General features: G+C 70.6%; 18 protein-coding genes and 2 pseudogenes. 7 read left to right on the top strand and 13 right to left on the bottom strand.

Features of this window, described 5'->3' with window-relative positions; translation table 11 throughout:
• The 4 genes from ACHFIV_RS18640 to ACHFIV_RS18625 form a co-directional block, all read right to left on the bottom strand.
• Window positions 1-703 (bottom strand): ABC transporter transmembrane domain-containing protein (locus ACHFIV_RS18640; RefSeq protein WP_398970026.1); only part of this gene is annotated, 703 nt, incomplete at its 3' end.
• A complete protein-coding gene (locus ACHFIV_RS18635; RefSeq protein ID WP_398970024.1) occupies window positions 700-2,538 on the bottom strand; it encodes an ABC transporter transmembrane domain-containing protein in 1,839 nt (612 codons plus the stop codon). The genes ACHFIV_RS18640 and ACHFIV_RS18635, both read right to left, overlap by 4 nt.
• Before the next feature lie 175 nt (window positions 2,539-2,713).
• The gene (locus tag ACHFIV_RS18630) at window positions 2,714-5,656 is read right to left on the bottom strand and encodes an FAD-binding and (Fe-S)-binding domain-containing protein (RefSeq protein WP_398970022.1); all 2,943 of its coding nucleotides are present in this window, start codon (window positions 5,654-5,656) and stop codon (window positions 2,714-2,716) included.
• Window positions 5,657-5,702: 46 nt separating this feature from the next.
• Window positions 5,703-6,149, bottom strand: coding sequence for a MarR family winged helix-turn-helix transcriptional regulator (locus tag ACHFIV_RS18625; protein ID WP_398970020.1), 447 nt, complete (start codon window positions 6,147-6,149; stop codon window positions 5,703-5,705).
• A gap of 189 nt (window positions 6,150-6,338) precedes the next feature.
• On the opposite strand from ACHFIV_RS18625, the gene ACHFIV_RS18620 reads away from it, so the two are divergent.
• Both ACHFIV_RS18620 and ACHFIV_RS18615 read left to right on the top strand, forming a co-directional pair.
• Window positions 6,339-8,144, top strand: a complete 1,806-nt coding sequence (locus ACHFIV_RS18620) for an ABC transporter ATP-binding protein (protein ID WP_398970017.1) — start codon at window positions 6,339-6,341, stop codon at window positions 8,142-8,144.
• A gap of 188 nt (window positions 8,145-8,332) precedes the next feature.
• Window positions 8,333-8,980, top strand: a complete 648-nt coding sequence (locus ACHFIV_RS18615; RefSeq protein ID WP_398970016.1) for a hypothetical protein — start codon at window positions 8,333-8,335, stop codon at window positions 8,978-8,980.
• A 342-nt stretch (window positions 8,981-9,322) separates the two neighbouring features.
• Here the strand turns inward: ACHFIV_RS18615 and ACHFIV_RS18610 are convergent, their stop codons facing one another.
• The gene (locus ACHFIV_RS18610) at window positions 9,323-10,399 is read right to left on the bottom strand and encodes an NAD(P)-binding domain-containing protein (protein ID WP_398970013.1); all 1,077 of its coding nucleotides are present in this window, start codon (window positions 10,397-10,399) and stop codon (window positions 9,323-9,325) included.
• 74 nt (window positions 10,400-10,473) lie between these two features.
• Between ACHFIV_RS18610 and ACHFIV_RS18605 the strand changes: the two genes are divergently transcribed.
• Together ACHFIV_RS18605 and ACHFIV_RS18600 are read left to right on the top strand one after the other, a co-directional pair.
• Window positions 10,474-10,893 carry a YjbQ family protein gene (locus ACHFIV_RS18605; protein ID WP_398970010.1) on the top strand — a complete coding sequence of 140 codons (420 nt, stop codon included), beginning with the start codon at window positions 10,474-10,476 and terminating at the stop codon, window positions 10,891-10,893.
• Between the two features lie 543 nt (window positions 10,894-11,436).
• Entirely contained in the window at window positions 11,437-11,994 is a 558-nt protein-coding gene (locus tag ACHFIV_RS18600) for a hypothetical protein (RefSeq protein WP_398970008.1), read from the top strand.
• 1,035 nt (window positions 11,995-13,029) lie between these two features.
• Here the strand turns inward: ACHFIV_RS18600 and ACHFIV_RS18590 are convergent.
• From ACHFIV_RS18590 to ACHFIV_RS18580, 3 genes and pseudogenes are all read right to left on the bottom strand, one after another.
• Window positions 13,030-13,251: pseudogene (locus tag ACHFIV_RS18590) on the bottom strand (MarR family transcriptional regulator); the annotation flags it as partial.
• 270 nt (window positions 13,252-13,521) lie between these two features.
• Complete coding sequence (locus ACHFIV_RS18585) at window positions 13,522-14,877, bottom strand: hypothetical protein (protein ID WP_398970004.1); 1,356 nt, start codon at window positions 14,875-14,877, stop codon at window positions 13,522-13,524.
• Window positions 14,878-14,932: 55 nt separating this feature from the next.
• Window positions 14,933-15,193, bottom strand: a pseudogene (locus tag ACHFIV_RS18580) (helix-turn-helix transcriptional regulator); the annotation flags it as partial.
• Window positions 15,194-15,213: 20 nt separating this feature from the next.
• On the opposite strand from ACHFIV_RS18580, the gene ACHFIV_RS18575 reads away from it, so the two are divergent.
• Window positions 15,214-15,525: a hypothetical protein gene (locus tag ACHFIV_RS18575; RefSeq protein ID WP_398970002.1), complete on the top strand. Its 312-nt coding sequence runs from the start codon at window positions 15,214-15,216 to the stop codon at window positions 15,523-15,525.
• 141 nt (window positions 15,526-15,666) lie between these two features.
• Entirely contained in the window at window positions 15,667-18,918 is a 3,252-nt protein-coding gene (locus ACHFIV_RS18570; protein ID WP_398969999.1) for a GH92 family glycosyl hydrolase, read from the top strand.
• A 573-nt stretch (window positions 18,919-19,491) separates the two neighbouring features.
• Here the strand turns inward: ACHFIV_RS18570 and ACHFIV_RS18565 are convergent.
• Entirely contained in the window at window positions 19,492-20,757 is a 1,266-nt protein-coding gene (locus ACHFIV_RS18565) for a DUF6357 family protein (protein ID WP_398969996.1), read from the bottom strand.
• A gap of 116 nt (window positions 20,758-20,873) precedes the next feature.
• Window positions 20,874-21,527, bottom strand: coding sequence for a hypothetical protein (locus tag ACHFIV_RS18560; RefSeq protein ID WP_398969995.1), 654 nt, complete (start codon window positions 21,525-21,527; stop codon window positions 20,874-20,876).
• 288 nt (window positions 21,528-21,815) lie between these two features.
• On the opposite strand from ACHFIV_RS18560, the gene ACHFIV_RS18555 reads away from it, so the two are divergent.
• On the top strand, window positions 21,816-22,226 hold the full coding sequence (locus ACHFIV_RS18555) for an FKBP-type peptidyl-prolyl cis-trans isomerase (RefSeq protein ID WP_398969992.1): 411 nt from the start codon (window positions 21,816-21,818) through the stop codon (window positions 22,224-22,226).
• 18 nt (window positions 22,227-22,244) lie between these two features.
• Here the strand turns inward: ACHFIV_RS18555 and ACHFIV_RS18550 are convergent, their stop codons facing one another.
• From ACHFIV_RS18550 to ACHFIV_RS18540, 3 genes are all read right to left on the bottom strand, one after another.
• Window positions 22,245-22,685 carry a hypothetical protein gene (locus ACHFIV_RS18550; RefSeq protein WP_398969990.1) on the bottom strand — a complete coding sequence of 147 codons (441 nt, stop codon included), beginning with the start codon at window positions 22,683-22,685 and terminating at the stop codon, window positions 22,245-22,247.
• A gap of 277 nt (window positions 22,686-22,962) precedes the next feature.
• Window positions 22,963-24,183, bottom strand: coding sequence for a metallophosphoesterase (locus tag ACHFIV_RS18545; RefSeq protein WP_398969987.1), 1,221 nt, complete (start codon window positions 24,181-24,183; stop codon window positions 22,963-22,965).
• A 252-nt stretch (window positions 24,184-24,435) separates the two neighbouring features.
• Entirely contained in the window at window positions 24,436-25,332 is an 897-nt protein-coding gene (locus ACHFIV_RS18540) for a sucrase ferredoxin (RefSeq protein WP_398969985.1), read from the bottom strand.
• Window positions 25,333-25,335 lie beyond the last annotated feature (3 nt).

The raw sequence follows: 25,335 nt of genomic DNA, 5'->3' as shown, positions 1-25,335 counted from the left end.
ACTCCACGGTCCGTCCGGCGTCCACGGTCTCCGCGAGCACGGCGGCGACGGCCGCGTAACCGGCCGCCTCGGAACGGTAGGCGGAGGGCGCCCGCCGGAAGTACCAGCGGCAGCCGGCGACCAGCACGGGAAGCGCGATGAGTACCGCCAGAGCCAGCGGCGGGGCGGTGACGGTCAGCGCGCCGAGCAGCAGCCCGGCCCACACCACGCCGATCACCAGCTGCGGTACCGCCTCGCGCATCGCGTTGGCGAGGCGGTCGATGTCCGTCGTGATCCTGGACAGCAGGTCACCGGTACCGGCCCGCTCCAGGACGCCGGGAGGCAGCCCGACCGACCGCACGAGGAAGTCCTCCCGCAGATCGGCCAGCATCTCCTCCCCGAGCATGGCGCCGCGCAGCCGCATCGTCCGGGTGAACACCGTCTGCACGACCAGTGCCAGCGCGAACACGGCGGCCGTGCGTTCCAGATGGAGCTCGGTGACGCCGTTCGACAGGTCCTCGACCAGCCCGCCCAGCAGGTAGGGGCCGGTGATCGACGCGATCACCGCGACCGCGTTGACGGCGATCAGCACCGCGAAGGGCCTGCGGTGACGCCGCAGCAGAGCGCGTACGTACGCCCGTACGGTCGTCGGCGTACCGACCGGCAGGGTCGTCGCCGACTCCGGGGCGGCCGGATCGTACTCCGGTGGTGCCAGGCCGATCATGCTGTCTCCTCGACTTCCTCGACCGCCCGGACCTGCCGGAGGCCGTCGATCGCGGTGATCCCGTCCTGTCCGGGCGGCGCCACGGACTCGTCCTGGGTCTCTCGTGTCACGACCGCCCGGTACAGCGGTTCGTCCCGCAGCAGTTCGCGGTGCGTGCCCACCGCGACGACCGTGCCCCCGCGAAGGAGGACGACGCGGTCGGCGAGGTCCAGCAGCAGGGGGGAGGAGGCGAACGCCACTGTCGTACGTCCCCGGCGCAGCTCCTCGACACCGGCGGCGACCCTCGCCTCCGTGTGCGAGTCCACGGCGGACGTCGGCTCGTCGAGTACGAGCGTCCCCGGGTCGGTGACCAGCGAGCGGGCCAACGCGAGCCGCTGACGCTGGCCGCCGGACAACGACCTTCCGCGTTCGGTGATACGGGTGTTCATCGGGTCGCCGTCGGCGTCGACGGATGCCTGGGCCAGCGCGTCCAGCACGTCACCGCACCGGGCGGCGGCGAGCGCGTCCCCGACCGTCACGGCGCCGGAGGAGGGGACGTCCATCAGCTCCCGGAGCGTCCCGGAGAGCAACACCGGGTCCTTGTCCTGCACCAGTACCGCGGCCCGCGCCGTGTCGAGCGGCAGCTCGTCCAGCGGCACACCGCCGAGCAGCACCGAAGGGGCCGGTCCGGAGTCCTCTTCCGGCTCGGCGTGGCCACCGAGCCGTTCCGCCAGCCGCCCCGCCTCGTCGGGGTCCCCGCAGACCACGGCGGTGAACAGGCCCTGCGGAGCCATCAGGCCGGTCACCGGGTCGTAGAGGTCGCCCCGGGGCGTGGCGGTGTCCGCCGTCGGGGGACGCGTGGTGCGGCGCAGGGACAGCACCCGGACCGCGCGCTGGGCGGAGGGCCGGGAGAAGGAGTACGCCATGGCGATCTCCTCGACATTGCGCAGGGGGAACAGCATCAGGGTCGCCGCGCTGTACACGGTGACCAGCTGACCGACGTCGATCCGGCCGTCCCGGGCCAGTGCGGCGCCGTACCAGACCAGCGAGATCAGCAGCACCCCCGGCAGGAAGACCTGGATCGCGGAGATGAGCGCCCACATACGGGCACTGCGCACAGCGGCCTTGCGAACCTCCTGGGACGCACGCCGGTAGCGGTCGAGGAACAGCTCCTCGCCGCCGATGCCGCGGAGCACGCGCAGCCCGGCGACCGTGTCGGAGGCCAGTTCCGTGGCCCGGCCCGCCTTCTCGCGCTGCTGATCCGCCCGGCGGGTCGCCCGGGGGAGCAGCGGCAGGACGGCAAGTGCGAGTACGGGGGTCGCGATCGCGACCAGCACACCGAGTGAGGGCAGGTAGAGGACCAGCCCGACGCAGATCAGCACGAGGGCGGTCGCGGCGGCCACGAAACGTGACAGCGCCTCGACGAACCAGCCGATCTTCTCGACATCGCCCGTACTCACGGCCACCACTTCACCCGCCGCCACCCTCCGGGTCAGCGCGGAGCCCAGCTCGGCGGTCCTGCGAGCCAGGAGCTGCTGCACCCGTGCCGCGGCGGTGATCCAGTTGGTGACCGCCGTCCGGTGGAGCATGGTGTCGCCCACGGCGATGAGGACACCGAGGACGACCAGGAGGGCCCCGGCCATGGCGAGATCCCGGCCGGAGCGGTCGATGACGGCCTGCACCGCCAGGCCGACGGCCAGCGGGAGGCCCGCGATCGCACAGTGGTGGAGCAGCCCCCAGGACAGGGACTTCAGCTGGCCGGTGAGCTGACTGCGCCCGAGCCAGAACAGGAACCGGGGGCCTGACCGTACGTCGGGATCGCCGGGATCCGTATACGGAAGATCTCGAATCTGCATGACGTCCCAAGGATCGGAAGCAGAGATCCGTGGCGGATCTCGTGGCACAGTGGGGGGACCAAACCGTGCAAGGTTCGCTTCCTGACCCCGTCCGGGGCAACCGATTATTTCGGGGGGCGCCGGGGCCGTCGGCTCGTACGGGTGCCCGGGGCGCCGCCACGCCGGGGGCTTGAGATCAGAGGACGGGCCTCGTCGCCCGCTCGAGCTCGATGAGCGCCGAGCGGTAGCGGTGGCCGGTCGCCCGGTCCATCCCGATCTCGCACATCCGGTTCGCCGACAGATAGGCGTCGTACTCCCGGGAGTTGACCTCCGCGGCCTCCCTGGCGGTCGCCGAGTCGGTGAGCTCCTTGTGCAGCATGCCGCGGTCGCCCGCGAACCCGCAGCAGCCGTAGTCGTCCGGCACGACGACCTCCTCGGCGCAGGCCTCGGCCAGCGCGCGCAGCTCTGCCACGTCGCCCAGATGCTCCATCGAGCAGGTCGGGTGCAGGACGGCGGAACCCGTCCGGCGGAATACGGTCAGCGAGGGGAGCAGTTCGTCGGCGGCCCACACGAGCGAGTCGAGCACGGTCAGTTCCCGGTGCAGCGCCCTGTTCTCCTCGGTGAGGTACGGCACCACCTCGTGCGCGAGGCCCAGCGTGCACGACGACGCGTCGACGACCAGCGGCAGGACCCCACCGGCGGTCCAGCCCCAGGCGGCCTCCACGACGCGGTTGGCCATGACCGCGTTGGCGACGTCGTACCCCTTGGAGTGCCAGATCGTCGCGCAGCAGGTACCCGCGACGTCCTCCGGGATCCACACGGGGCTGCCGGCCCGCGCGGACAGGGAGACGACGGAATCGGCGAGCGACAAGGCCCCCTCGTCAGCCGGACCGGCGAAGATGCGGTTGACGCAGGCCGGGTAGTAGACCGCGCTCGCACCGGCCCGGGAGGTGGGCGGCAGGGTGCGGGGGGCGGCGCCGGGGATCTCCGGCAGCCACTCCGGCACGAGATCAGGGTGGACGGCCTTGCGGGCGAGCCGGGTCACGGTCCCGAGCAGCCGGTCACCGCCACGGCGGGTGACGGCGCCGGCCACCCCGACGGCGATCCGCGCCGAGGCCTCGACGACCCCGAAGTGCCGTGCGGTCAGCGCCGCGACCCGCTCCTCACGCGGGGAATGCCGATGATGGCGGAAGTCCCTCATCATGGCCCCGGTGTCGATGCCGACCGGACACGCCAGCTTGCAGGTGGAGTCGCCCGCGCAGGTCTCCACCGCGTCGTAGCCGTAATCGTCCAGCAGCCCCGCCTCCACCGGCGAACCGCCCGGCTGCCGCATCATCTCCCGGCGCAGCACGATCCTCTGACGCGGTGTGGTGGTGAGGTCCTCACTGGGACAGGTCGGTTCGCAGAACCCGCACTCGATGCACGGGTCGGCGACCGGCTCGACCCCGGGGATGGTCTTGAGCCCGCGCAGGTGTGCCCGCGGATCCCGGTCGAGGACGATCCGGGGGGCCAGGACGCCGTCCGGATCGATGGCCTTCTTCGTACGCCACATCAGGTCGGTGGCTGCGGCACCCCATTCCCGCTCGAGGAAGGGCGCGATGTTGCGGCCCGTGGCGTGCTCAGCCTTCAGCGACCCGTCGAACCGGTCGACGACGAGCGTGCAGAACTCCTCCATGAAGGCGGCGTACCGGTCGACGTCGGCCCGCCTCGCGGCGTCGAACGCGAGCAGGAAGTGCAGATTGCCGTGCGCCGCGTGGCCCGCGACAGCGGCGTCGAACCCGTGGACGGACTGGAGGGTGAGCAGGGCCTCGCAGGCCTCCGAGAGCCGGGAGGGCGGGACGGCGAAGTCCTCGGTGATCAGCGTCGTTCCCGAGGGGCGGGAGCCGCCGACAGCGGTCACGAACGCCTTGCGCGCCTTCCAGTACCCGGAGACGGTCGCGGCGTCCCGGGTGAACTCATTGGTGACGGAGACGGCCGGGGTCACCAGGTCCAGCCCCGCCACCACGGTAGCCGCGGCCTGCTCACAGGCCGCGAGCGCGTCCTGGTCCGGTGCGCGGAACTCCACCAGGAGGGCCGTGGTGCCCTGGGGGAGCGCCGCCCAGTCGGAGGGGACACCGTCGACCCGGACCGAGGCGCGCAGGGTGTTGCCGTCCATCAGCTCCACCGCGATCGCCCCCGCCTCGCTGAACAGCGGGACCGCCGCGGCCGCGGCCGTCAGCGAGGGGAAGAACAACAGCGCGGAGGAGACGTGGCGGTCCAGGGGCAGCGTCTCGAAGACCACCTCGGAGATGAAGCCGAACGTGCCCTCGGAGCCGACCATCAGGCCCCGCAGGATCTCGACCGGCGTCGATCCGTCGAGGAACGCGTCGAGGCGGTAGCCGTTGGTGTTCTTGATCTCGTACTTGGCGCGGATCCTGGCGGTGAGCCGCTCGTCCGCCTCGATCTCCGCCTTGAGGGCCAGAAGCTCGGCGCAGAGGCGGGGTTCGGCGCCCCGCAGCAGACCGTCCGCACCCGCCTCGCCCGTATCGACCACGGTGCCGCTGGGCAGGACGAAGGTCAGCGAGGAGACCGTGCGGTAGGAGTTCCTGTGAATTCCCGCGGTCATCCCGGAGGCGTTGTTCGCCACGACACCGCCGACGGTGCAGGCGATCGCGCTGGCAGGGTCGGGGCCCAGGATACGGCCGTGCCGGGCGAGGGCGGCATTGGCCCGCAGAACCGTGGTCCCGGGCCGGATACGGGCCCGGGTGCCGCCGTCCAGGACCTCGACGCCCGTCCAGTGCCGACGCACGTCGACGAGGATGTCCTCGCCCTGCGCCTGGCCGTTGAGGCTCGTCCCGGCGGCACGGAAGACCACGCTGCGGCCGTTGCCGTGCGCGTAGGAAAGGATCGCCGAGATGTCGTCCAGGTCCTCCGGGACCAGCACCACCTGGGGCAGGAAGCGGTAGGGGCTGGCATCGGAGGCATACCGCACGAGGTCGGAGACCCTCCACAGCACCTTCTCCGGACCGAGCAGAGCGGTCAGACCCGCCCGCAGATCCGCCGGCGTCCCCGACGCCATCCGGCCCGGCACCCGATCGGGGGACGGTGCGCGTTCCGTACGAGGCCGCAGGGCCTTCGGCTCCGGCTCCAGCAGCGGCATGTCAGGATCCCCTCGACGGTGTGGTGCGGTGGACGCACCGGGTGCCTCAGCAGCGGCGGCGCTCCGGCATTCCGTCGACCAGAGCGGTGAGCAGCCCGCCGAGCACCTCACGCTGCTCGGCGGTCAACGGAGCCAGGATCTCCTCCGCGGCGGCCTTCCGCGCGTCGCGCATCGAACGGAGCACGGCCCGCCCCTCCTCGGTGATCTCGATACGGACCACGCGGCGGTTGGCCGGATCGGGCGCGCGCCGCACCCGGCCACTCGCCTCCAGGCCGTCGACCAGCGTGGTCACCGCCCGTGGGACGACGTCCAGGCGCTCGGCGAGATCGGCCATCCGGGGTGGGGCCTCGCAGTGCGCGGTCGTGCGCAGCAGGCGGAACTGGGCCGGAGTGATGCCGATCGGCTCCAGCTGCCGGCTCTGGATGCGCTGGAGGCGGCGCGTGAGCCGCAGCAGCTGCTCGGCGAGCATGCCGTCGGAGTCGGGGGAGTCCATGGGGGAACTTTATCAGGACCTTGTTCATTGTGAACAGAGGTAACAATGAGCTAGGCTCACCAGGACCGGCTCGCCTGCCACCTTCCGGCAGCCCTGACCGCCTGCCGGGCCAGGGGTCCGGGTCACGTCGGCCGACGTGACCCGCCGCACCCCGAGCCGGTCTTCCGCCGCACACTCCCGAAGGAGCCCATGAAACCCGACGAACCCGCCTGGACACCTCCAGCAGCAGAAGCCGGGCAGCCACCCGCCGAGCTGCGCCGCATCTTCCGGCTCTTCCGGCCCTACCGCGGCAGGCTCACCGTCGTGGGACTGCTGGTCGGCGCCTCGTCCCTCGTATCGGTCGCCTCCCCGTTCCTGCTCCGCGAGATCCTGGACACCGCGATTCCGCAGGGCCGCACGGGCCTGCTCACGCTGCTCGCGCTCGGCATGATCCTCACCGCCGTGGTGACCAGCGTCTTCGGCGTTCTCCAGACACTGATCTCCACGACGGTCGGCCAGCGCGTCATGCACGACCTGCGCACCGCCGTCTACACCCAGCTGCAGCGGATGCCGCTCGCCTTCTTCACACGGACCCGCACGGGCGAGGTCCAGTCCCGCATCGCCAACGACATCGGGGGGATGCAGGCGACGGTCACCTCGACCGCGACCTCCCTGGTCTCCAACCTCACGTCCGTCATCGCCACCGTGGTCGCCATGCTCGCGCTGGACTGGCGGCTGACAGTGGTGTCGCTGCTCCTGCTGCCCGTCTTCGTCTGGATCAGCCGTCGCGTCGGCCGGGAGCGCAAGCGGATCACCACCCAGCGCCAGAAGCAGATGGCCGCGATGGCGGCCACGGTGACCGAGTCGCTCTCCGTCAGCGGCATCCTGCTCGGCCGGACCATGGGCCGCTCCGAGTCGCTCACCAAGGCCTTCTCCGAGGAATCGGAGCGCCTGGTCGGCCTCGAGGTGCGCTCCAACATGGCTGGGCGCTGGAGGATGTCGACCATCGGTATCGTGATGGCCGCCATGCCCGCCGTCATCTACTGGGCCGCGGGCCTCACCATGCAGTCGGGTGTCACGGCGGTCTCCCTCGGGACCCTGGTCGCGTTCGTCTCGCTCCAGCAGGGCCTGTTCCGGCCGGCCGTGAGTCTGCTCTCCACCGGCGTGCAGATGCAGACGTCCCTCGCCCTGTTCGCGCGCATCTTCGAGTACCTGGACCTCGAGGTGGACATCACCGAGCCCGAGAAGCCCGTCCGGCTGGACAGGATCCGCGGCGAGGTCGCCTTCGAGGACGTCACCTTCGGCTACGACACGACGAGCGGGCCGACCCTGAGCGGAATCGACGTGACGGTGCCCGCCGGGAACAGCCTCGCCGTCGTGGGGCCCACGGGATCGGGCAAGTCCACACTCAGCTACCTGGTGCCGCGGCTGTACGACGTCACGGCGGGACGAGTCACCATCGACGGCGTCGACGTGCGCGACCTGGACTTCGACACGCTGGCCCGGGCGGTGGGGGTGGTCTCCCAGGAGACCTACCTCTTCCACGCCTCGGTCGCCGAGAACCTCCGCTTCGCCAAACCGGACGCCACCGACGAGGAGATCGAGGCCGCGGCCCGGACCGCGCAGATCCACGATCACATCGCCGGGCTGCCCGACGGCTACGACACCCTCGTCGGCGAACGCGGGTACCGGTTCTCGGGTGGCGAGAAGCAGCGGCTGGCTATCGCCCGCACGATTCTGCGGGACCCGCCCGTGCTGATCCTCGACGAGGCGACGAGCGCCCTCGACACCCGTACGGAACACGCCGTGCAGCAAGCCATCGACACCCTGTCGAAGGGCCGCACCACTCTCACCATCGCGCACCGGCTCTCCACCGTCCGGGACGCTGACCAGATCGTCGTACTGGACGCAGGCCGTGTGGCCGAGCGCGGTACGCACGAGGAACTGCTCGCACAGGACGGACGCTATGCCGCTCTGATCCGCCGCGACAGCCATCCGGCCGCTGCCGCCACCTGAGTGACCCGAGAACTGAGCTGAGGACTGAGACCTGATAACTGAGGGACTCAGGACTGAGGGCTGGGACGACGGTGGAACCCGAGGTGTGATCCGGGAGTCCCGTGATCCCGGCCCGTGTCCGGTCGCTGAACCCTGCGGGTGCCGAGCTGGCTGCGGAGTTGCCCGGCGGTGCGGCATGATCGCCCCCCATGAGAGCACTGCGCGGGGCGGGACTCCCCGGATACCGGCCCCTGGACCATGCAGGCGGTCCCCCTGGGGACGCCTGGCTGAACGACGACGGCGATGTGCTGTCCGTGCACTACTTCGACCTGCCTCCGGACCTTCCGGCCGGCCTGGACGACGGCCCGGCGCTGCGGAGGACACTCACCCACCGGACGGCGCGGGCAGGCGGCGGACTCATCGAGGCGTCGGCGAAACGTCTGGGCGGACTGCCCGCACTGCGGCAGATACTCAAGCTGCCGCTGCCGCTGCCGCTGCCCCGGCAGCCCAGCGGGCAGGTGTTCATCGGCAGCTTCACGGTGCCCCGGAAGGGGTGCAGCACCGTGGTGAAGGTCCAGGCGCCCGAGCGTGGCATGACAGGCATGCGGGAAGCCGTGGTCATGGGTGAAGTCGGGCCCGAGGCGTACTTCCGTCCGCACCCCTACGCTCCCGACGTGCAGGGCGGCCTTCCCTTCCACGTGGCGGACCATGCCCAGTGGGACGCGAAGTTCCCGGAGCACCCGCTCAGCCGGGTGCGCCGTACGCTCGACGCGCTCACCGAGGCGGTCACCGTCGATCCGGCTTTCGCGGCCCTGCCGCCGTTCACCGGACCCGCCGTCGGTGATTCCAGGCTATGAGTGGGGGGCGGCCGGCAGCGCTCCCCGCTTCGTAGACCGTGGGGCGGCGTGCGCGCGCCCCGGTGCGCAGGCGGCCGGACAAGCCGCTCCGCGAAGCTGCGGACGTAGGCGAGCGAGGTGGCGGGGAGATCCGTGCGGGCGGGTGCGGGTGCGGGTGCGGGTGCGGGTGCATCGTGCATTTGCGGACACGCGCCGTCACGGCATGCAGTTCGGCAGTTCGTTGCGAGCGCGGGAATCCAATGTGTTCGTGGGGGAGTTGAGTGGCAGAGTGTGGAACGTCCGCGCGTCCGGACGAGCTGCCCTCCGCTCCGGGGGCCTTCGCGGACGCCTTTGCCGAGTCAGTCAGGCGGGCACGCGCTCCAGCAGCCGTGTGACCGAGCGGACCGCCGTCCGGCCGGCCCGGTTGGCGCCGATCGTGCTGGCGGACGGGCCGTAGCCGACGAGATGGACGCGAGGGTCCCGCACCGCCCGGGTGCCCTCGACGCGGTTGCCCCCGCCCGGCTCGCGGAGCCTGAGCGGTGACAGATGATCGACGGCTGCCCGGAAACCGGTCGCCCACAGGATCACATCGGCTTCCACCGCCCGGCCGTCGGGCCAGACCACCCCGTCCGGAGTGATCCGCTCGAACATGGGGAGCCGGTCGAGGATTCCCCGCTCGCGTGCGCGGCGGACGGCGTCGGTGACCGGCAGCCCGGTCACGCTCACCACACTCCGCGGCGGGAGCCCGCGGCGTACGCGCTCCTCCACCATGGCCACCGCGGCCCGCCCCTGCTCCTCGCCGAACGGGCCCTCCCGGAAGACCGGAGGGCGCCGCGTGACCCAGTACGTCTCTGCCGCCACGTCGGCGATCTCCATCAGATGCTGGGTGCCCGACGCCCCGCCGCCGACCACGACCACCCGCAGGCCGGTGAAGTCCGCCGGCCCCGGATAGTCCGCGGTGTGCAGTTGCCGGCCTCGGAAGGTCTCCTGACCCGGGTAGCGCGGCCAGAACGGCCGGTCCCAGGTGCCGGTCGCGTTGATCAAGGCCCGCGTGGCGTACGTGCCCTCGGAGGTCTCCACGAGCAGCAGGCCGCCTTCGCCGTCGCGCACCGCCTTCACCTCGACCGGGCGGTGCACCCGCAACCCGAACCGCTGCTCGTAGGCGTCGAAGTACTCACCGATCACCTTCGAGGAGGGCCGGTCGTCGTCGGCGCCCGTCAGCTCCATGCCGGGCAGGGAGTGCATGCCGTGCACCTTGCCGTAGGTGAGTGACGGCCAGCGGAACTGCCAGGCGCCGCCGGGCCGGGGCGCGTGGTCGAGAACGACGAAGTCCCGGTCGACCTCGAAGCCGGCGCGCACCAGATGGTGGGCGGTGGACAGTCCCGCCTGCCCCGCACCGATGACGATCACGTCCACCTTGCGGACCCCAAAGTTGTTCACATTTCTACCAACCGTTTCGGGCTCCCCGATCTTCCCGGGGGCGCGGTCCTCCCCGGCGGCGACAGAATGGGGCCATGTCCTCATTCACCACGCACCTGCTGAGCGTCACCACCGGACGGACCGAGACGGTCGCGGACCTGACAGCGGACTGTGAACAGTTCCTCACCCGGGTCGCCCACGGCGGAGACGGCCTGCTCAACGTCTTCGTGCCTCACGCGACCGCAGGGATCGCAATCCTCGAGACCGGAGCTGGCAGCGACGACGACCTCCTCACCGCACTGCAGACCCTGCTTCCCGCCGACGACCGCTGGCGCCATCGCCACGGAAGCCCGGGCCACGGCCGCGACCACGTACTCCCGGCACTCGTACCGCCGCACGCCACCTTGCCGGTGATCGGGGGGAGGCTGGAGCTGGGGACCTGGCAGTCCGTCTGCCTGGTCGACACGAACGTCGATAATGCGGACCGGCGGGTGCGGTTGTCGTTCCTCGGGTAGGGCTTCGTCTGTCGTCACTGTGGAAGCGATTTCCGGCCGCACCAAAAGAGACGCCGTCCGGATCGTCGATTGCCTCGGGGGAGGTTCGCGCGTTCCCTGGGGACGGGCCGTTCCTGGAGGGGGCGGCCAATTCTTCCTGGGCGCGGCGGGCGTCGATGCTTGCGATGACCCGGCCCAGCGGGTGCTCGAGCTAATTCTGTTCGGTCGGGCTCAGGTCCTTGGGGTGGACTCTTCCTGGGGCGTCCAGATCCGGGTCACCGGTTCACACAGGGCGCGTCCTTTGTCGGTGAGGGCCACAAGCAGGACCCGGCGGTCCTGGGGCGTTACCGTTCGACCAGCCCGGCGGCTCCCATACGAGTCAGCATCTTGGCCACGGTGGGTGCCTCAGCCCACAGCGCCACGACCTGGGCCCGGGAATGCGTGAACAGGGCTTCTACAACGCCCAGGCGATCGTCGACGGCCGTGCCCCGGGTCGCCGGACAACGTCCTGACAAAGTCGCCGAGCCCCACCCGAATACCAAGCAGCCCTCGAGAGGTACCACCATGACCCGCCGTCGACCGGTCCCCGGAACACCCTCCGGTCCTGCCTTCGCCACCATCGTTCTCGCCGTCCTGGCCGCCACGGTCACAGGATGCGGCGCCGACAAGGAGACCAGGGACTATTCCGTGCCGGGCACCCTCTGCGGCATACGGTTCGACACCAAGGAGCTCACGCCGTTCCTCCCGCCAGGGAAGAAGCTCTCCGTCAAGCCCGACGTCAACCCGTCGGCGACCTGGTGCGATGTGTCCGTGGACGGAAAGCTCGCCGTCAGAACGGTGCAGAAATGGTGGCAGGGCGGCCGTGACACGGCGTACTTCCTCCGCAGCCAGACCCTCGAGCGGGTGGAGAAGACCGCGGACGCGGGGCGGTACGTGTATTCCGACAACCAGGCCTTCGGCAAGACACAGGACTGCGTTGACGCGAAGTACAAGCAAGAGCTCTACACCGGAGTTCAGGCCTACGGTTCTGATCACGAGGACGCCGACGCCATGAAGCGTCTGATCGTCTCCTTCACCGAGACAGTCGAGAAGTCGGATGAGTGTGACAGGCTGGCGCCATGAGGGACAAGTCGCCCAACGCCGGTGATACGTCGGATGCCGTCGGCCCATGAAGGGCGGGCGTTCAACTCACCCCGCGAGTACGGGCTGCTGCTCTCCGAGAAGTGCACAGGCAGGAGCGCTGCCAGGCAGGACAGTTGTGGGCCGACCTGGTCCACAACTCCGTGGTGCCATTCGTGCGTGTAGAACCCCGCCCAGTCTTGCGCTCCAAATGGCACGCGTCGACCAGCAGCAGCGGTTCCCCTGTACTCCTCGTACACGTTGGACGGGCAACTGAGCGAGCCCCAGTTCTCGGCAGGGTGAGCGGTGTCGCGCGGCGATGTACGCCTGGGGGAGTCACCCGCGAGCAACTCCCGGTGACGCGCCCGTCGTGCTGAACGAGCGCGATGGCCACTGGGGAACGTTCGCCTGTCTTGCGAAGCCGGCCTTCGCCGCCGACCTCCGGTGGCGCCGCCGGAGCCTCGCCGGTGCACTCGGACGCAGGCAGCGGCCGTAGCCCACCTGCAAGGCCATGACCATGCCGGCACCGCGGGGACGCTACATGCGGTGTAGTGCCAGACCAGGGCAGTCCCGCCGGTGCGTTCCTCGGCCAGCAGGGCGCCGTCCCACCGGTAGGTCGTGGTCTCGGCTATCCGGTGGTCCGCGGCCAGACGCTGTTTGGCCAACCGCCGGCCCAGCGGATCGTAGAGGTAGCGCCAGCGCGCTCCTTGAGGGGTACGCACATCAGTGAGGCGATCCTCTGCGTCCCACTGGAAGTGCCAGGCGAGAACTGTGCCGCTCAACGTTCTTGTCCTGCGCAGCGTGACTCGGCCCTGCTCGTCGTATGTGTAACGGGTACGGCCGGCTCGGGTCACAGGGGTTCCCTCGTAGAGCCGCTCTCCTGTGGCCGCCTGGCCTGGAGCCCGAGCAGCCAGAGCAGTCTGGGATTGGTCGCCGGGGGCGTTGTAGGCGTATTGCTCGCTCCACCCGTCCGCCTGGGCTTCTTTGACTCATTTGAAGAGGGGTGGGGCGGTCACTGGCGGGCGGCCGGGCGGGGTGGCGCTCGGCGTGCTTCGCGCCGGCCTCGGTGACCGCGATGAGGCGAGCGCGGCGGTCCGTGCGGGAGGGGCGACGCTCGGCCAGGCCGCCCTTTTCGAGCGCGTCGACGGTGACGACCATCGTGGTCTTGTCCATGTCGCCGATCTCGGCGAGGGCGGCGGCCATGCGGGTGCGGAGGGCGTGGCTGGTGTGGTCGAGGAGGTAGGAGAGGTCGCGGGTGGGGGGGGCGAGTGGTGGACGGCGTGGTGGGCGTCAGGGAAGTCATGGGGCAAGGGTGGCGAGAACTGTTTGGTCCGTACTGTCTGCCAAACATCGGGTGTGGGGCGGGGTGGGCGGCGTCGTGCGCTCGGCGCTTTGGTCGGCCCGTGCCCGCCCGTTCCGCTCCCTGGGCGGGCCAGTCACCGGCGGGTGGCGGGGCGTTGCGGGGGTCGGCTGCCCGGCTCGTACAGGGCCGGCGCAGGGGTCGAGCCGGGCAGCCGGAGGGGGCGTGCGTCAGCTCGTCGAAGGGTTGACGGTGAGGGTGGCCGTGTTGTTCGTCAGATCGGGGTCGAAGGTGCGGACGGCGGGTTCGTAGGCTTCGTTGTAGACGGCGGCGCGGGCGGTGGCGTTCGGGATGACCTCGTCGATGTGGAGGGTGAAGGGGAAGGTGTGGGTGGCGGCCTTGCCGGATTCGGTGAGGTAGATGGGGGTGTTGCAGCGGTAGCGGGTCTCGGACTGGGACCAGCAGGCGTCGGGGGCGGAGGCGACCGAGGTGCCGGCGGGAACGTCGATGTCGACGGTCGCGGCGGCTTCGCCCGCGCCGAGGGAGGCGACCCAGGCGGGGCCCGCGTTGTGGACGGTGACGGTGGCGGGGACGGTGTCGCCGGCCGCGCCGGAGACGGTGGAGGCGGTCAGCCGGTAGTCGGCCTGGTTGACGGTCTTCACCGTGAAGCTGCGGTACGGCTGGAGCTCGTCGGAGGGGGCGGCGGCCGGGGTGAGGTTCAGCTCCGGGCCGGCGCCCGGGGTGAAGGCGCGGCCGGCGCGGGCCTCGGCGAGCGCCTGCTCGGAGTAGGGCTGCGCCGAATAGTCGACGCGGTCGAAGAGGGCCATGTCCTTTGTGCGGAACTTCAGCGGGAGGGATTGGTACGAGCCCGGGGTCGTCCGCTCGTCCAGGACGCAGAGGAACGTACGGCCGGTGACGGCGTTCGTGGACTCGCAGTTGGAGGGGACGGACATGCCGAGGCGGATGCCGCGGGAGGCGAAGACGGTGAGCAGGGTGCGGTCGGCGGTGCGGTTGCCCTGGTTGCCGAGGACGACGGAGGAGTCGAAGGGCTGGTCGGGTGCCATGCCGGTGCGGTACTCGGCCTGGGTGAGGCCGAGCGCGGGGCCGTCGTTGACGGCGACGTAGGTCTCGCCCGGGTGGGCGTTCATGCCGCCGGCCTGGGCGGTGTAGCGGACGTAGCCGTCGTTGCCGTCGGTGGCGCCCGGCTTGGTGGTCAGTCCGATCCGCGCGGCGGGGGCGTTGGCGCCGCCGGGGAGTTCGGGGGTGGTGCAGACGGCGGTGGTCTCGTTCTCCGGGCGGCAGTTCGCGGGCCAGGTGACCTCGGCGAACGAGGCGACTCCGGAGGCGTCGACGGTGAGCGTGCCGGCCGGGACGGTGGTCGCCGTGTTGTCGTGGCTGATCTGCACGGTCAGCGACTGCGACGGTGCGGGGGAGCCGTCCTCGGACGGGCCCGCGAGGGTGATCTCGTACGGGTCGGACCAGAGCCACAGGGCGTCGGATGCGGCCGCGGCGGGGGCCGCGGCCGGGCCGGTGACGGCGGCGAGCGCGCCGAGTGCGGCGGCAGAGGCGATGAGCGTCTTCTTCACGAAGATCAAGACAGCGGGAATCGGTGGATGGTTGTACGGGAGAGGAGGGCCGGTTTCAGGCCGCCGGGTCGGCCGTGCGGTCGTCGAGGATGTCCGAGCGGGCTATGAGGTGGCCGAGTTGGGCGCGGCTGCCGCTGCCGAGGGTGGCGGAGAGTGGGGCGATGTGGCCGCGGCAGGTGCGGACCGTCATGACGAGGCGGCGGGCGATCGCTTCGTCGACGTGGCCCTCGACGATGAGGTGGGCGATGGCCAGTTGGGTGCCGGTGATCCCGTCGGGGCGGGCCCCGTAGGGGGACTCCTCGTACCAGGGGGTGGCCTGGCGCGAGCGCCCAGGCGATGGCCGACACGATTCGCGCGACCGAACGCCGCAAGCAGCACCTCACCGCCGCCGGGGCCACCCCGTTGACCATGATTCCGGCCTCCGCGTGCGGATACCTGACGATGATCTACCTGGACCGGTACGGCGGCGTCGCCGTCCTTCTCGCCTTCGCTCTGCGACGTATCCACCTGCGGGCTGAGCCCGCCCCGACCCTCGTCGCCTACTCCCCGCTGCTCGCCGGTGCGTCCAGGGCAGGCAGGTCGCTTGTCGGCGCCCCCTCCGGAGAACCGATGCAGCGCGTCAGAAGTTGCCCCCGCTCACCCCAGTGACATACGGGGCGGTCGGGGGTTACGGTGCCAACGAACAGAGTGACAACGTTGTCAGTCGTGTCAGGACTCGAAGGGAAATACCCCATGCGGTTTGCTTTCAGACCGTTCCGTCCCCGTGCTTCAGGTATAACAGCCGGTCTGATGGCCGCCGTACTCGTGAGTGGCGGAGTGGTGGGCATCGCCCAGCCCGCCGCCGCCGCGGACGCGGAACCGATCGATCTGGTCAATCCGTTCGTCGGAACCCAGAACTTCGGCAACACCTTCCCCGGGGCGAGCGCGCCGTTCGGCATGGTGCAGGTCAGTCCGGACACCGGCGGCCAGGGCGGCTACGACTACAAGCAGGACTCGATCTACGGATTCAGCCAGACGCATTTGTCCGGCGTCGGCTGCGGCGTCATGGGCGAGCTGCCCATCATGCCGACCACGGGCGCGGTCGACTCCGTGGACCCGAACGCCTACCGCTCCCCGTACAGCCACGACGACGAGCAGGCCAGTCCCGGCTACTACCGGGTGGGGCTGAAGAAGTACGACGTCGACGCGGAACTCACCGCCACCGAGCGCACCGGGTGGCAGCGCTACACCTTCCCCTCCACCGGTTCGGCCAACGTCCTGTTCAACACGGGCAAGGCCAACCAGTCCGTGCTGGACTCCGAGGTGCACGTCGTCGGTGACCGCACCATCGAGGGCCGGGTGCACGCCGGGGGCTTCTGTGCCGGACACGACGAGCACACGGTGTACTTCAGCGCCACCTTCGACCGGCCCTTCAAGGCGTACGGCACGTGGGACGGCGCAGACCCCGAGCCCGGCACCCGCGACGCGGAGGGAGGCGGCCAGAAAGGCGCCTGGGTGACCTTCGACGCGACCACCGACCGGGACGCCGTCCTGAAGGTGGGGCTGTCCTACACCGGTGTGGAGGGCGCCCGTAAGAACCTGGCCGCGGAGACCAAGGAGTCCTTCGACTTCGACGCCACGCGTGCGGCGTTGCAGGACACCTGGAAGAAGCAGCTGGATTCCATCCGGGTCGGCGGAGGCGCGGAGGACCGGCAGAAGGCCTTCTACACCGCGCTCTACCACAGCCAGTTGCACCCGAACCTCGCCGGCGACGTCGACGGCATGTACCAGGGGTTCGACAACAAGACGCACACGGCGAAGGACTACACGCCGTATCAGAACTTCTCGCTCTGGGACACCTACCGGCCGCAGAACCAGCTTCTGCAGATGCTGGAGCCGAAGGTCGCCCGGGACGTCGCGCTGTCGGTCGTCGCGGCCGGCCGGGACGGCGGCTGGCTGCCCCGCTGGGCGCTCGCCAACAGCGAGACCAACATCATGACCGGCGACCCGGTCACGCCCTTCCTCGTAGAGGCCTGGTCGAAGGGTCTGCTCGCCGGACACGAGGCAGAGACCTACGCGTTGCTGAAGAAGAACGCGACCAGCACCCCGCCCGCCGACTCGCCGTACAACGGACGCTCGGGATCGGACCACTACACCGAGCGCGGCTACATCCCGTCAGGTCTCGAACTCGGCAAGGACTGCGCGGACAAGGGTGGCGACAACGACTGCAAGCACCCGGCGTCGGCGACGATGGAGTACTCCGCCGCCGATGCGTCGCTCGCGCTGATGGCGGACCGGCTCGGACACAAGTCGGACGCCAAGATGTTCGCCGCGCGCGGCCAGTGGTACCGGAACCTGTGGGACTCCTCGATCCAGCAGTTCCGGCCGCGGACGGCCGACGGCACCTGGCTCACGCCCTACGACCCGGTCGAGGCGGCGCACCAGTTCCATGAGGGCGGCGCGCACCAGTACCAGTGGCTGGTACCGCAGGACCCGGCCGGCCTCGTCAGCCTGATGGGCGGCCGGAGCGCCACCGAGAAGCGGCTCGACTCCTTCTTCGTCCACGACAAGCTGCTCACCGACCCGGCGGGCACCGCCCGGAATGACTGGATCTCGCAGCCGTACGACTACTACGGCAAGCCGACGTACAACCCGAACAACGAGCCGGACCTGCACGCCCCGTACATGTACAACTGGGTCGGTGCCCCGGCGAAGACCGCGACCGTGGTGCGTGCGGCGATGACGCTGTTCACCAACGGGCCGGACGGGATGACGGGAAACGACGACCTGGGCACCATGTCGGCCTGGTACGTCTTCTCCTCGCTCGGCCTCTACCCGACAATGAGCGGCGGCGACTTCCTGGCCGTGTCCAGCCCGCAGTTCGAATCGGCGACCGTCCGGATCGGCAGCTATCCCAAGGCGTCCGGCACCAAGGGCCAGGGCGGCACGCTGACGATCGAAGCACCCGGAGCGAGCGACACGAAGCGGTACGTGCAGAGCGTGGCCCTGAACGGCCGGGACGTACCCCAGACCTGGCTGAGCTGGAACAAGCTCGCGCACGGCGGAACCCTTGCCCACCGGCTCGGGACCTCCCCCTCCTCCTGGGGCACGGGCAAGGGCGCCCAGCCGCCTTCCGTCAACCAGGCATCCCCCGACAGCCGCAAGCACGTCGACGCGTCGCTGCGTCCCGCCTCGGCGGTCGTCCCCACGGGTGACGCCGCGCAGACCGCGAAGTTCACGCTGGACGTCCTCGGGCAGGCTCCCGGCAAGCTGAAGGTGTCGGTCACGGCGAAGGTGCCCAACGGCTGGAAGGCCACCACGGCACAGCGTTCACCCCTGGTGATCGATTCCGGTCACCTCCCGGTGCAGAAGACGGTGTCGCTCGACATCACCGTGCCGCCGGGCGTCGCCGCCGGGTCCTACCCGGTGGAGGTGAAGGTCGCGGGCCGAGGGGCGAACTCGCTCACCCGCAAGGCCACCGTCACGGTGGGAGCCGCCACGACCTGTGCGCGTGAGGCGAACGGGCAGTGCGCAGTGGACCTGCGCGCACACCTCGGCCACGACGGCACGGCGACGGTGGCGAACTCCGACGAGGGCGACTTCGACGGGCATGGCTGGAGCTATGACGGCGACCTGCTGCCCAAGGCGGGGCCGGTCACCTGGGGCGGGGTGACGTACGACGCGCCGGACCCCACCGGCACGGCGAACAACTTCCTCGAAGCAAGCGGGCAGGCACTCCTGCTGCCCGCCGGACAGCACAGCGCGCTGCGGCTGGTCGGCTCGGCGCACAACGGTCCTGTGACCACCATGCTGACCGTGCACTACACGGACGGCAGCAGCACGGAGGCACCGGTGACGTTCGGCGACTGGGCGGGCTCCGCGCCGAACGGCAGCACGGTCGTCCTCGACCTGCCGCACCGCATCAAGCGGGGCAGCGGTGTCGACGGGCCGTCCATTCGGCTCTTCGGTACGGCCGCCGAGCTCGATGGGAACAAGACGGTCCGTTCGGTCTCGCTGCCGGACGACTCCCGCGTCGAGATCTACGCTATGACGCTCGATTAGAGAAGGACGGCGGACCGCCGTGACCCAGCCGGCGGTCCGCCGTTCCGGATCGGTGCACCCCTCTCGTCAGCGCCCCTAAGCGAAGGCTGGGGTTCTGACGGTCCTCGCAACACTCACGATCTGTGGGAGTTGCGAGGACCGTGGGCGTTGAGCGTGCTGATCTTGCAGGGCTGCGGGAGCGTTCCTTGCGCGGCTGGATGTGGTGGGGAACGTGACCGTGGTGGCGCGTGAGCTGGGGGGTGAACCGGAACTCAGCATTCGGCTGGGCCCGTAAGGCCGGACTGCGTTCGCGGCGTCGGTGGCACCCACGGCGCGAGGAGTACGAGCGGCTTCGGGCCGCCGGTGTTGCACGCCGGATCGCGGCCCGGCAGGTCGGTGTGAACGAGCGCACGGCCAAGGACTGTTGGGCCACTCGTCTCCGTGCGCTGGTCGGTGCCCGTGGTGGTGCCCGCTGTGAACGGTGCGGATCACTCGTTCTCGCGGACGGGGTGGACGTAGACCACTTGGTGTCCGCATCTGCGACGGTCTGCGTTCGAGTTGCGGGTGCCACCGGGAGGGGCGGGCACCGGCGGACTACTTGGCGTCGCGCTGCCGGCGCGCGCGCTCGAACTCGGCGACATCCGACATCCAGGAGCCGTGCTGTTCGAGTGCGGCGCAACCGCCGCGGACGAAGCGGCTCACCAACTTCCGGTACCCGCCGATCCCGTCGACCAGGCCGTACTCGACCCGGTACTCCGGCTCCGACCCGCCGCCTTCACCCTGGTGCACCGTCGTGATCCGGGCTATGGAATCCGCGTAGAAGTGAAGTTGGATCCCCTCGCCCCTCTCCTCGTCCTCGATGGTGAACACTTCGTTGTCCGCGGCAGAGCGATCGCCGACGAACTCCCAGAACTCCGCGGTGGCAGTGCGGGGGCCGGTAGGGAGCCATTTCTTCTCGACGCCCTTGTCGTCGGTGAACGACAGGCCCGCCCTCCTCCCATTCCCGCTGGAGTCGGTGTGGTCGCCGGCAGCCTCGTCGTCGTCCTCCATGGGGGTGTTCCTGGAGTGTGCCGCGGCCTCCGAGCACATCAGGAAACTCACCGTACGCACCGCGTCATCGGCGAGTTCAGGGTGGGCGCGGCGCACCGCCGCGTCGACCGTCGTCGCCATCCGGTCCCAGTCGCGCTTGTCCGTGGCGCGCTTTCCCCGTCGCGGATCGCGGCTGATGCGCATCCCGGCGCACGCCTGCTCCGCGGTGGCGATCACCCGCGTGACGTCGGCCAGCAGTGCGGGCTCGACGGCATCGGGCTTCCGCTTCGGCACCGTCGCGCCGTGCAGGTACTGGCCCGTGTACTTCAGGACCGCGGTGTCCAGTGGACTGAGCACTACTCCGCGCTCGGCCCGACGGCGTTCCGCGTGGTACTTCTGAGCTCGTTCACCGTTGGACGTCTCCGTCGCCGCGCGCATCGCCGCCCAGACCTGGCCGCTCTCGAGCAGGTCGATGTCAGCCCCGTGGGCGATGAGCCGGCCCCTGTCCCACCGGATGCCCCGGAAGAGCGCGTCGACGTCTGCGGGCGCGGAGAGGAGGATCGGGTCCAGGAGCGCGACGGCGGCGTCCTCATCGAGCCGGCCCCGTGTTCCGGCGGCGTCGCACAGCGGAAGGACCGCACTCCACAGGAGCAGGTGCCTGGCCAGGTCCTCCCGGATCACCGCAAGATGGGCCTCACCGATCGAGAACGTGAACGTGCGGGGCTCATGATTGGCGTCGGCCCCGGCACCGAGCATCAGCTTCAGCTCACCGTGCTCGCGGACCACGTTCGGTATCCAGCCGCTCCCACGTGTGAAAACGATGTCTCTCATGGCCTCAGTCTTCCTCATCGGACGGGACGGACGAGTCCCGCCCGCACCGGTCGGACCGGCCGCTCGCCTCACGGCGAGCGTCACGACGGCGTCGTAGCCCTCTCACGAGTCATCTGTCACGACCACCGCTCGAATTCGACGTCGAGGCGCGTGTCGGTGCCCACCCGAACTTCGCCGTCGGCGGCCCCGGCCGGGGCGTCGACTCGCTCGAGGCCGAGGAACTCGATCAACCTGAGCAGTTCGGCTCGTTCGGCTCGGTCCTCTGCGAGACCACGCGAGTCGAAGAAGACGTAGCACCGGTTGCTCGGGTCCACGGTGCCCGAATCACCCCAGATCCGGGCGACTTCCTGGATTGCCGCGGCTTCGGTCGTGATCGTGGCGGCACGGGTGGCACCGCGGGTCTCCGGTGACGCCTCCAGGCCGGAGAGGTCCGAGAACCACTGGCCGAAGTGGTCGAGGCCGGCGTACCCGTTCTCGAAGAACAGCATCGCGCTCGGCAGGTAGCGATTGGCCCTGTCGACCTTGAGGTACTCGCACCGGCGTCGGTCCGCCCCTGCGATCCGGGCGATCACACCTTGACCGGGCATGAGCACCAGTCTTTGGCCCGCCGGTACGTCTTCGATGGTGTAGGTGTCGGCATCACGCCCCCGGAAGAACGCGGAGAACGCCACGTAGGCTTCCTGAGGGTCACCCACGGACACCTCCTGGTCGTTGCCGTCACCGACAACGAACGTGAACTGTTTCGGTCCGGGGTGGTAAGGGCGAGCCATCTGTGTGTCCTTCGTCCACGTGTGAATTCCCGCCAGAGTAGTCGCATCGGAGCAGACGGATCTGCCGCCGCATCGCCGGGGAAGTGCAGGTGCGGGCGAGGTGGCCTCATGGCAGCATCTCGTCGGCGCGGGGCGTCCGTCGACGACAGAACGGGTCTTCGCTTCCAGGCCTCGGGACGCGCCTCGGACACGGGCGTTGCCGTAGCGTGATCACCTGCCGCCGCATGGAAGGTCCATGTGTCCGGTCGGCCCGTGCCAGGGGTTCCGGTGGCGAGCGAGGGGACCGTGATGAGCGAACTGACGAAGCCCGGCATCGAGGTTCCGGAGGGGCCTGTGCCCACGGAGCTGACGATCCGGGACCTCGTGGTCGGCGATGGACCCGAGGCACAGCCGGGCAGGGTCGTCCAGGTTCACTACGTAGGGGTCACGTTCGCGTCCGGTAGGGAGTTCGATTCCTCCTGGGAGCGGGACCGGCCGTTCAAGTTCGCCGTGGGCGGGGGCAAGGTCATCAAGGGCTGGGACCGCGGGGTGAGGGGAATGAAGGTCGGCGGCCGGCGCGAGATCATCGTTCCCCCGCGTCTCGGCTACGGCAGGCAGTCACCGTCTTCGTTGATCCCGGCGGGCTCGACGCTGATCTTCGTCGTGGACCTGCTCACGGTGGTGGGCGGGCCCGCCGGATCGAGGCCCGGCCCGACCTGAGTCCGGCGCCGATGGCGGTCAGCGGCGGCCGGCGGTCAGGATGACGAGGAACTGACCGCCGCCCGGCTCGATGCCGGCGGTCACCGGCAGTCCCGGTACCAGTCGGGAGAAACGGTCCACCAGCCAATCCGCCGCCTCTTGGGCGTCCCGCCTGGTCGGACAACGGCCCACCATCTCGCGGCCCCCCTTGCGCTCCAGCCTCCCGGCGACGGTGATCAGCGGTGCGGGTTCGACCACGTACAGGCGGTCCGGCCAGGCGATGTCCACCTTGACCGCGCCCTTGCGGGTGTTGCATCCGCGGTGCGCCAGGCGCTCCGCGACCTTGGCCTTCCGGTCGGCGGTCCGGCTGTCGACGCTGGGCCCCCGCGGGTCGTTCACCGACTCGCCGGGGTCGACCGCTTCGTCACACACCCAGCATCGCCAGCCGTCGCGCTCGGCCACATCATCAAGGAGACTCATCCGAGTAAACTAGCCTGCCCGGCCGTGGCCCCGCGCACCCAGGGCCCGGGCACGGTGTGACCCCGGCCAGTGGTACCGCACGCTTGGCGGCCGGTGTCACGTAAGCCCTGACCCGGGTACACGCACCCGTCAACACGACTGCGGAATCCACGACCGAGAAGTCGTCCGCCGTTGCCGACGCCGTGCCATGAGGAATGGCAACTTCATGGGCGGCCACTCCGGCGGGCGCGGACGCGTCCGGACAGGCCCAGGGCGGACGTGCGGTCTGCCCTCCGCCTCAGGGTGAGGTGGACCGCTGCGGGGAGCGGAGCACGAGCAGGGTGATCTCGCTGGGCGCGAAGACGCGGAAGGGCGGGCCCCAGAAGCCGGTGCCGCGGCTCGTGTAGAGAAGGGTGCGGGTGCCGTGGTGGCTGAGCCCGGCGAGGGCCGGCTGGTCGAGGCGGACCAGGTGGTGGAAGGGCCAGATCTGGCCGCCGTGGGTGTGGCCGGAGAGCTGGAGGTCGATGCCGTGGGCTGCCGCGCGGTCGATGAACGCGGGCTGATGGGCGAGGAGGAGGACGGGGAGGTCCGAGTCGGCGCCGTCAAGGGCTCCGGCGAGGTGGGCGCGGTGGCCCGCCAGTCCGGAGGACTCGGCGGTGACGTCGTCGACTCCGGCGACCACGAGGGTGTCACCACCGCGTTCGAGCAGCAGGTGGCGGTTGCGCAGAGGCTCCCAGCCCAGCTCCGCCATCAGGTCGACCCAGCCCTGGGCCTCGCTGTAGTACTCGTGGTTACCGGTGACGTAGACGCGGGCCCGAGTCGCTTGCACGGTGCCCAGTGGGGCCGCCTGGGCACGACGGCGTCCTGCCGTGCCGTCCGCGATGTCGCCGGTGTGGCAGACCAGGTCGGCCTCCAGGGTGTTCACCCGCTCGCAGACCCGTGCCGACCAGCGGGCGCGGTCGAGCGGACCGTAGTGGGTGTCGGTGATCAGGACGACCCGGGTCCCGTCCAGCCCGGCCCCCAAGCGCGGTAGCGGCACGTCGAGACGGCGCACGCGCGGGACACGTCGGGCCTCGGCGTACCCCCAGACGAGCAGCACGACGGTCACGCCGATGACGGCCCAGGTGACGGTGCGCGCCCGGTCCTGGCCGTCACCGACGCCGGCCACGGCCAGGGCGGGCCGCAGGAGGACGCCGAGCAGAACGGACCAGGTGAACAGGACCCAGACGCAGCCCAGCAGCGTGTCCCCGACGATCGCCGCCCGGTCCAGCTGGCGCCGTCCGTGGCCGCGCACCATCGCGAGCGGCATGCCGATCAGGCCGAGGGCGAACAGCGCGGTGCCGGCCAGTGCGACGGGGAGCGGCCAGCGCTGACCGGTGTGCAGGAGAACCCAGCACGGAACGGTCCACAGCAAGACGGGGGCGACCAGAGGGATGTAGCGCATCAGGCGCTGCACCCGGCTCCGTGGCGCCCCCTGCGCCTCACCGGCTGTGGATCGGGTGTTGCTGGTCTCGGTCACGCTTCCCCCTCCTGAGGCTCTGTCCGGCGGATCAAGCCCGTCACGGAGCCGGGGCGGTGGTCGCAGCACGGTCCTCGTACCGGCCGTCCGCCCGTGGCCCCGACATGCAGCCGCCGCCCGTGCCCCTATTCTGCTCCGGTCCGACTGCCGGAGCCTCCCTGGACGGCTCATTGTCCGCTGCCGCCCGATGAGCTGCCGCACCCGGGCAGCCCGCCGGCGCACCGGATGCCGGACGCAGCCGGAAAGGCGCGCTCAGCGGTCGCGGATCGACGTCACCTCATAGACGGGGGCTGAACTGTTCGCCGGTCCGCGGCAGGTCAGCCGGTGCGGGGGAGTGCGCCGGCCCCATACCTCGACGTCGTACTCCCTCACGTGTGGCCCCCGGCTGCTGACGCGGACGTGCCAGCCGTCCTTGCCGAGGACCGTCGCCGTGGCCGTGTAGTCGTGCCTGCCTGCCGGACCGTAGCGCCCGATCACCGCGGCCACCGCTGCCTGCTGCGGTGGATGGAGGGTGGTGTAGCCCCGCAAGTGGTCCGCACGGATGCGGTCGGCAAGGTGCTCCTCGACCACGGCGACGGCCGATCGGGCGTCCAGATTGCCGTAGTAGACGCCATCGGGTACGACGACGACATTGGCGGCGAACCTGTCACCGCCCACGTGCGTGCACTCCCACACCCGGTCGGGCCAGCGCGCACTGAGGGCCGCTCCCACCGGCCGCCCGCGCACCGCGCAGCAGGCATCGTGCATACCGTGGGCGCACACCAGGACGACGGGGGAGCGGCCCGGTTCCCCCGGGGAGTCCAGGGCGGCAACGATCCGGACCAGATCCTGGTCGCGGTGCCAGACGCCCCACTGCTGACGCAGTACTCCGGAGCCGTCGTGGCGCAGTACCGCCCACCGGCCGCTCCCCTCCGGGCGGCGGCGTCCGTGCCGCCTGATCAGGAGCACCCGGGCCCGGCTCGCCCGGGCTGCGGAGAACACGAGAGCCTTGGTCTCCGGATCGAGGGCGACGCCGTCGAAACCGTTCGCGGGCCAGCTGCTCCGGTACTCGATGAGCACCCAGACCGAGCCGTACGGGGCTGTGCCGGCGAACGCGTCGTCGCGCGCCCGGGCGGCGTCCGCGCAGAAGAACCGTTCCGGCGGAGTCACCGG

This window comes from Streptomyces sp. ALB3, from assembly GCF_044385685.1.
In the GTDB taxonomy this organism is placed as follows: domain Bacteria; phylum Actinomycetota; class Actinomycetes; order Streptomycetales; family Streptomycetaceae; genus Streptomyces.
Note: the sequence above shows the minus strand (reverse complement) of the source record. Positions and strands in the feature narration are given on the sequence as shown.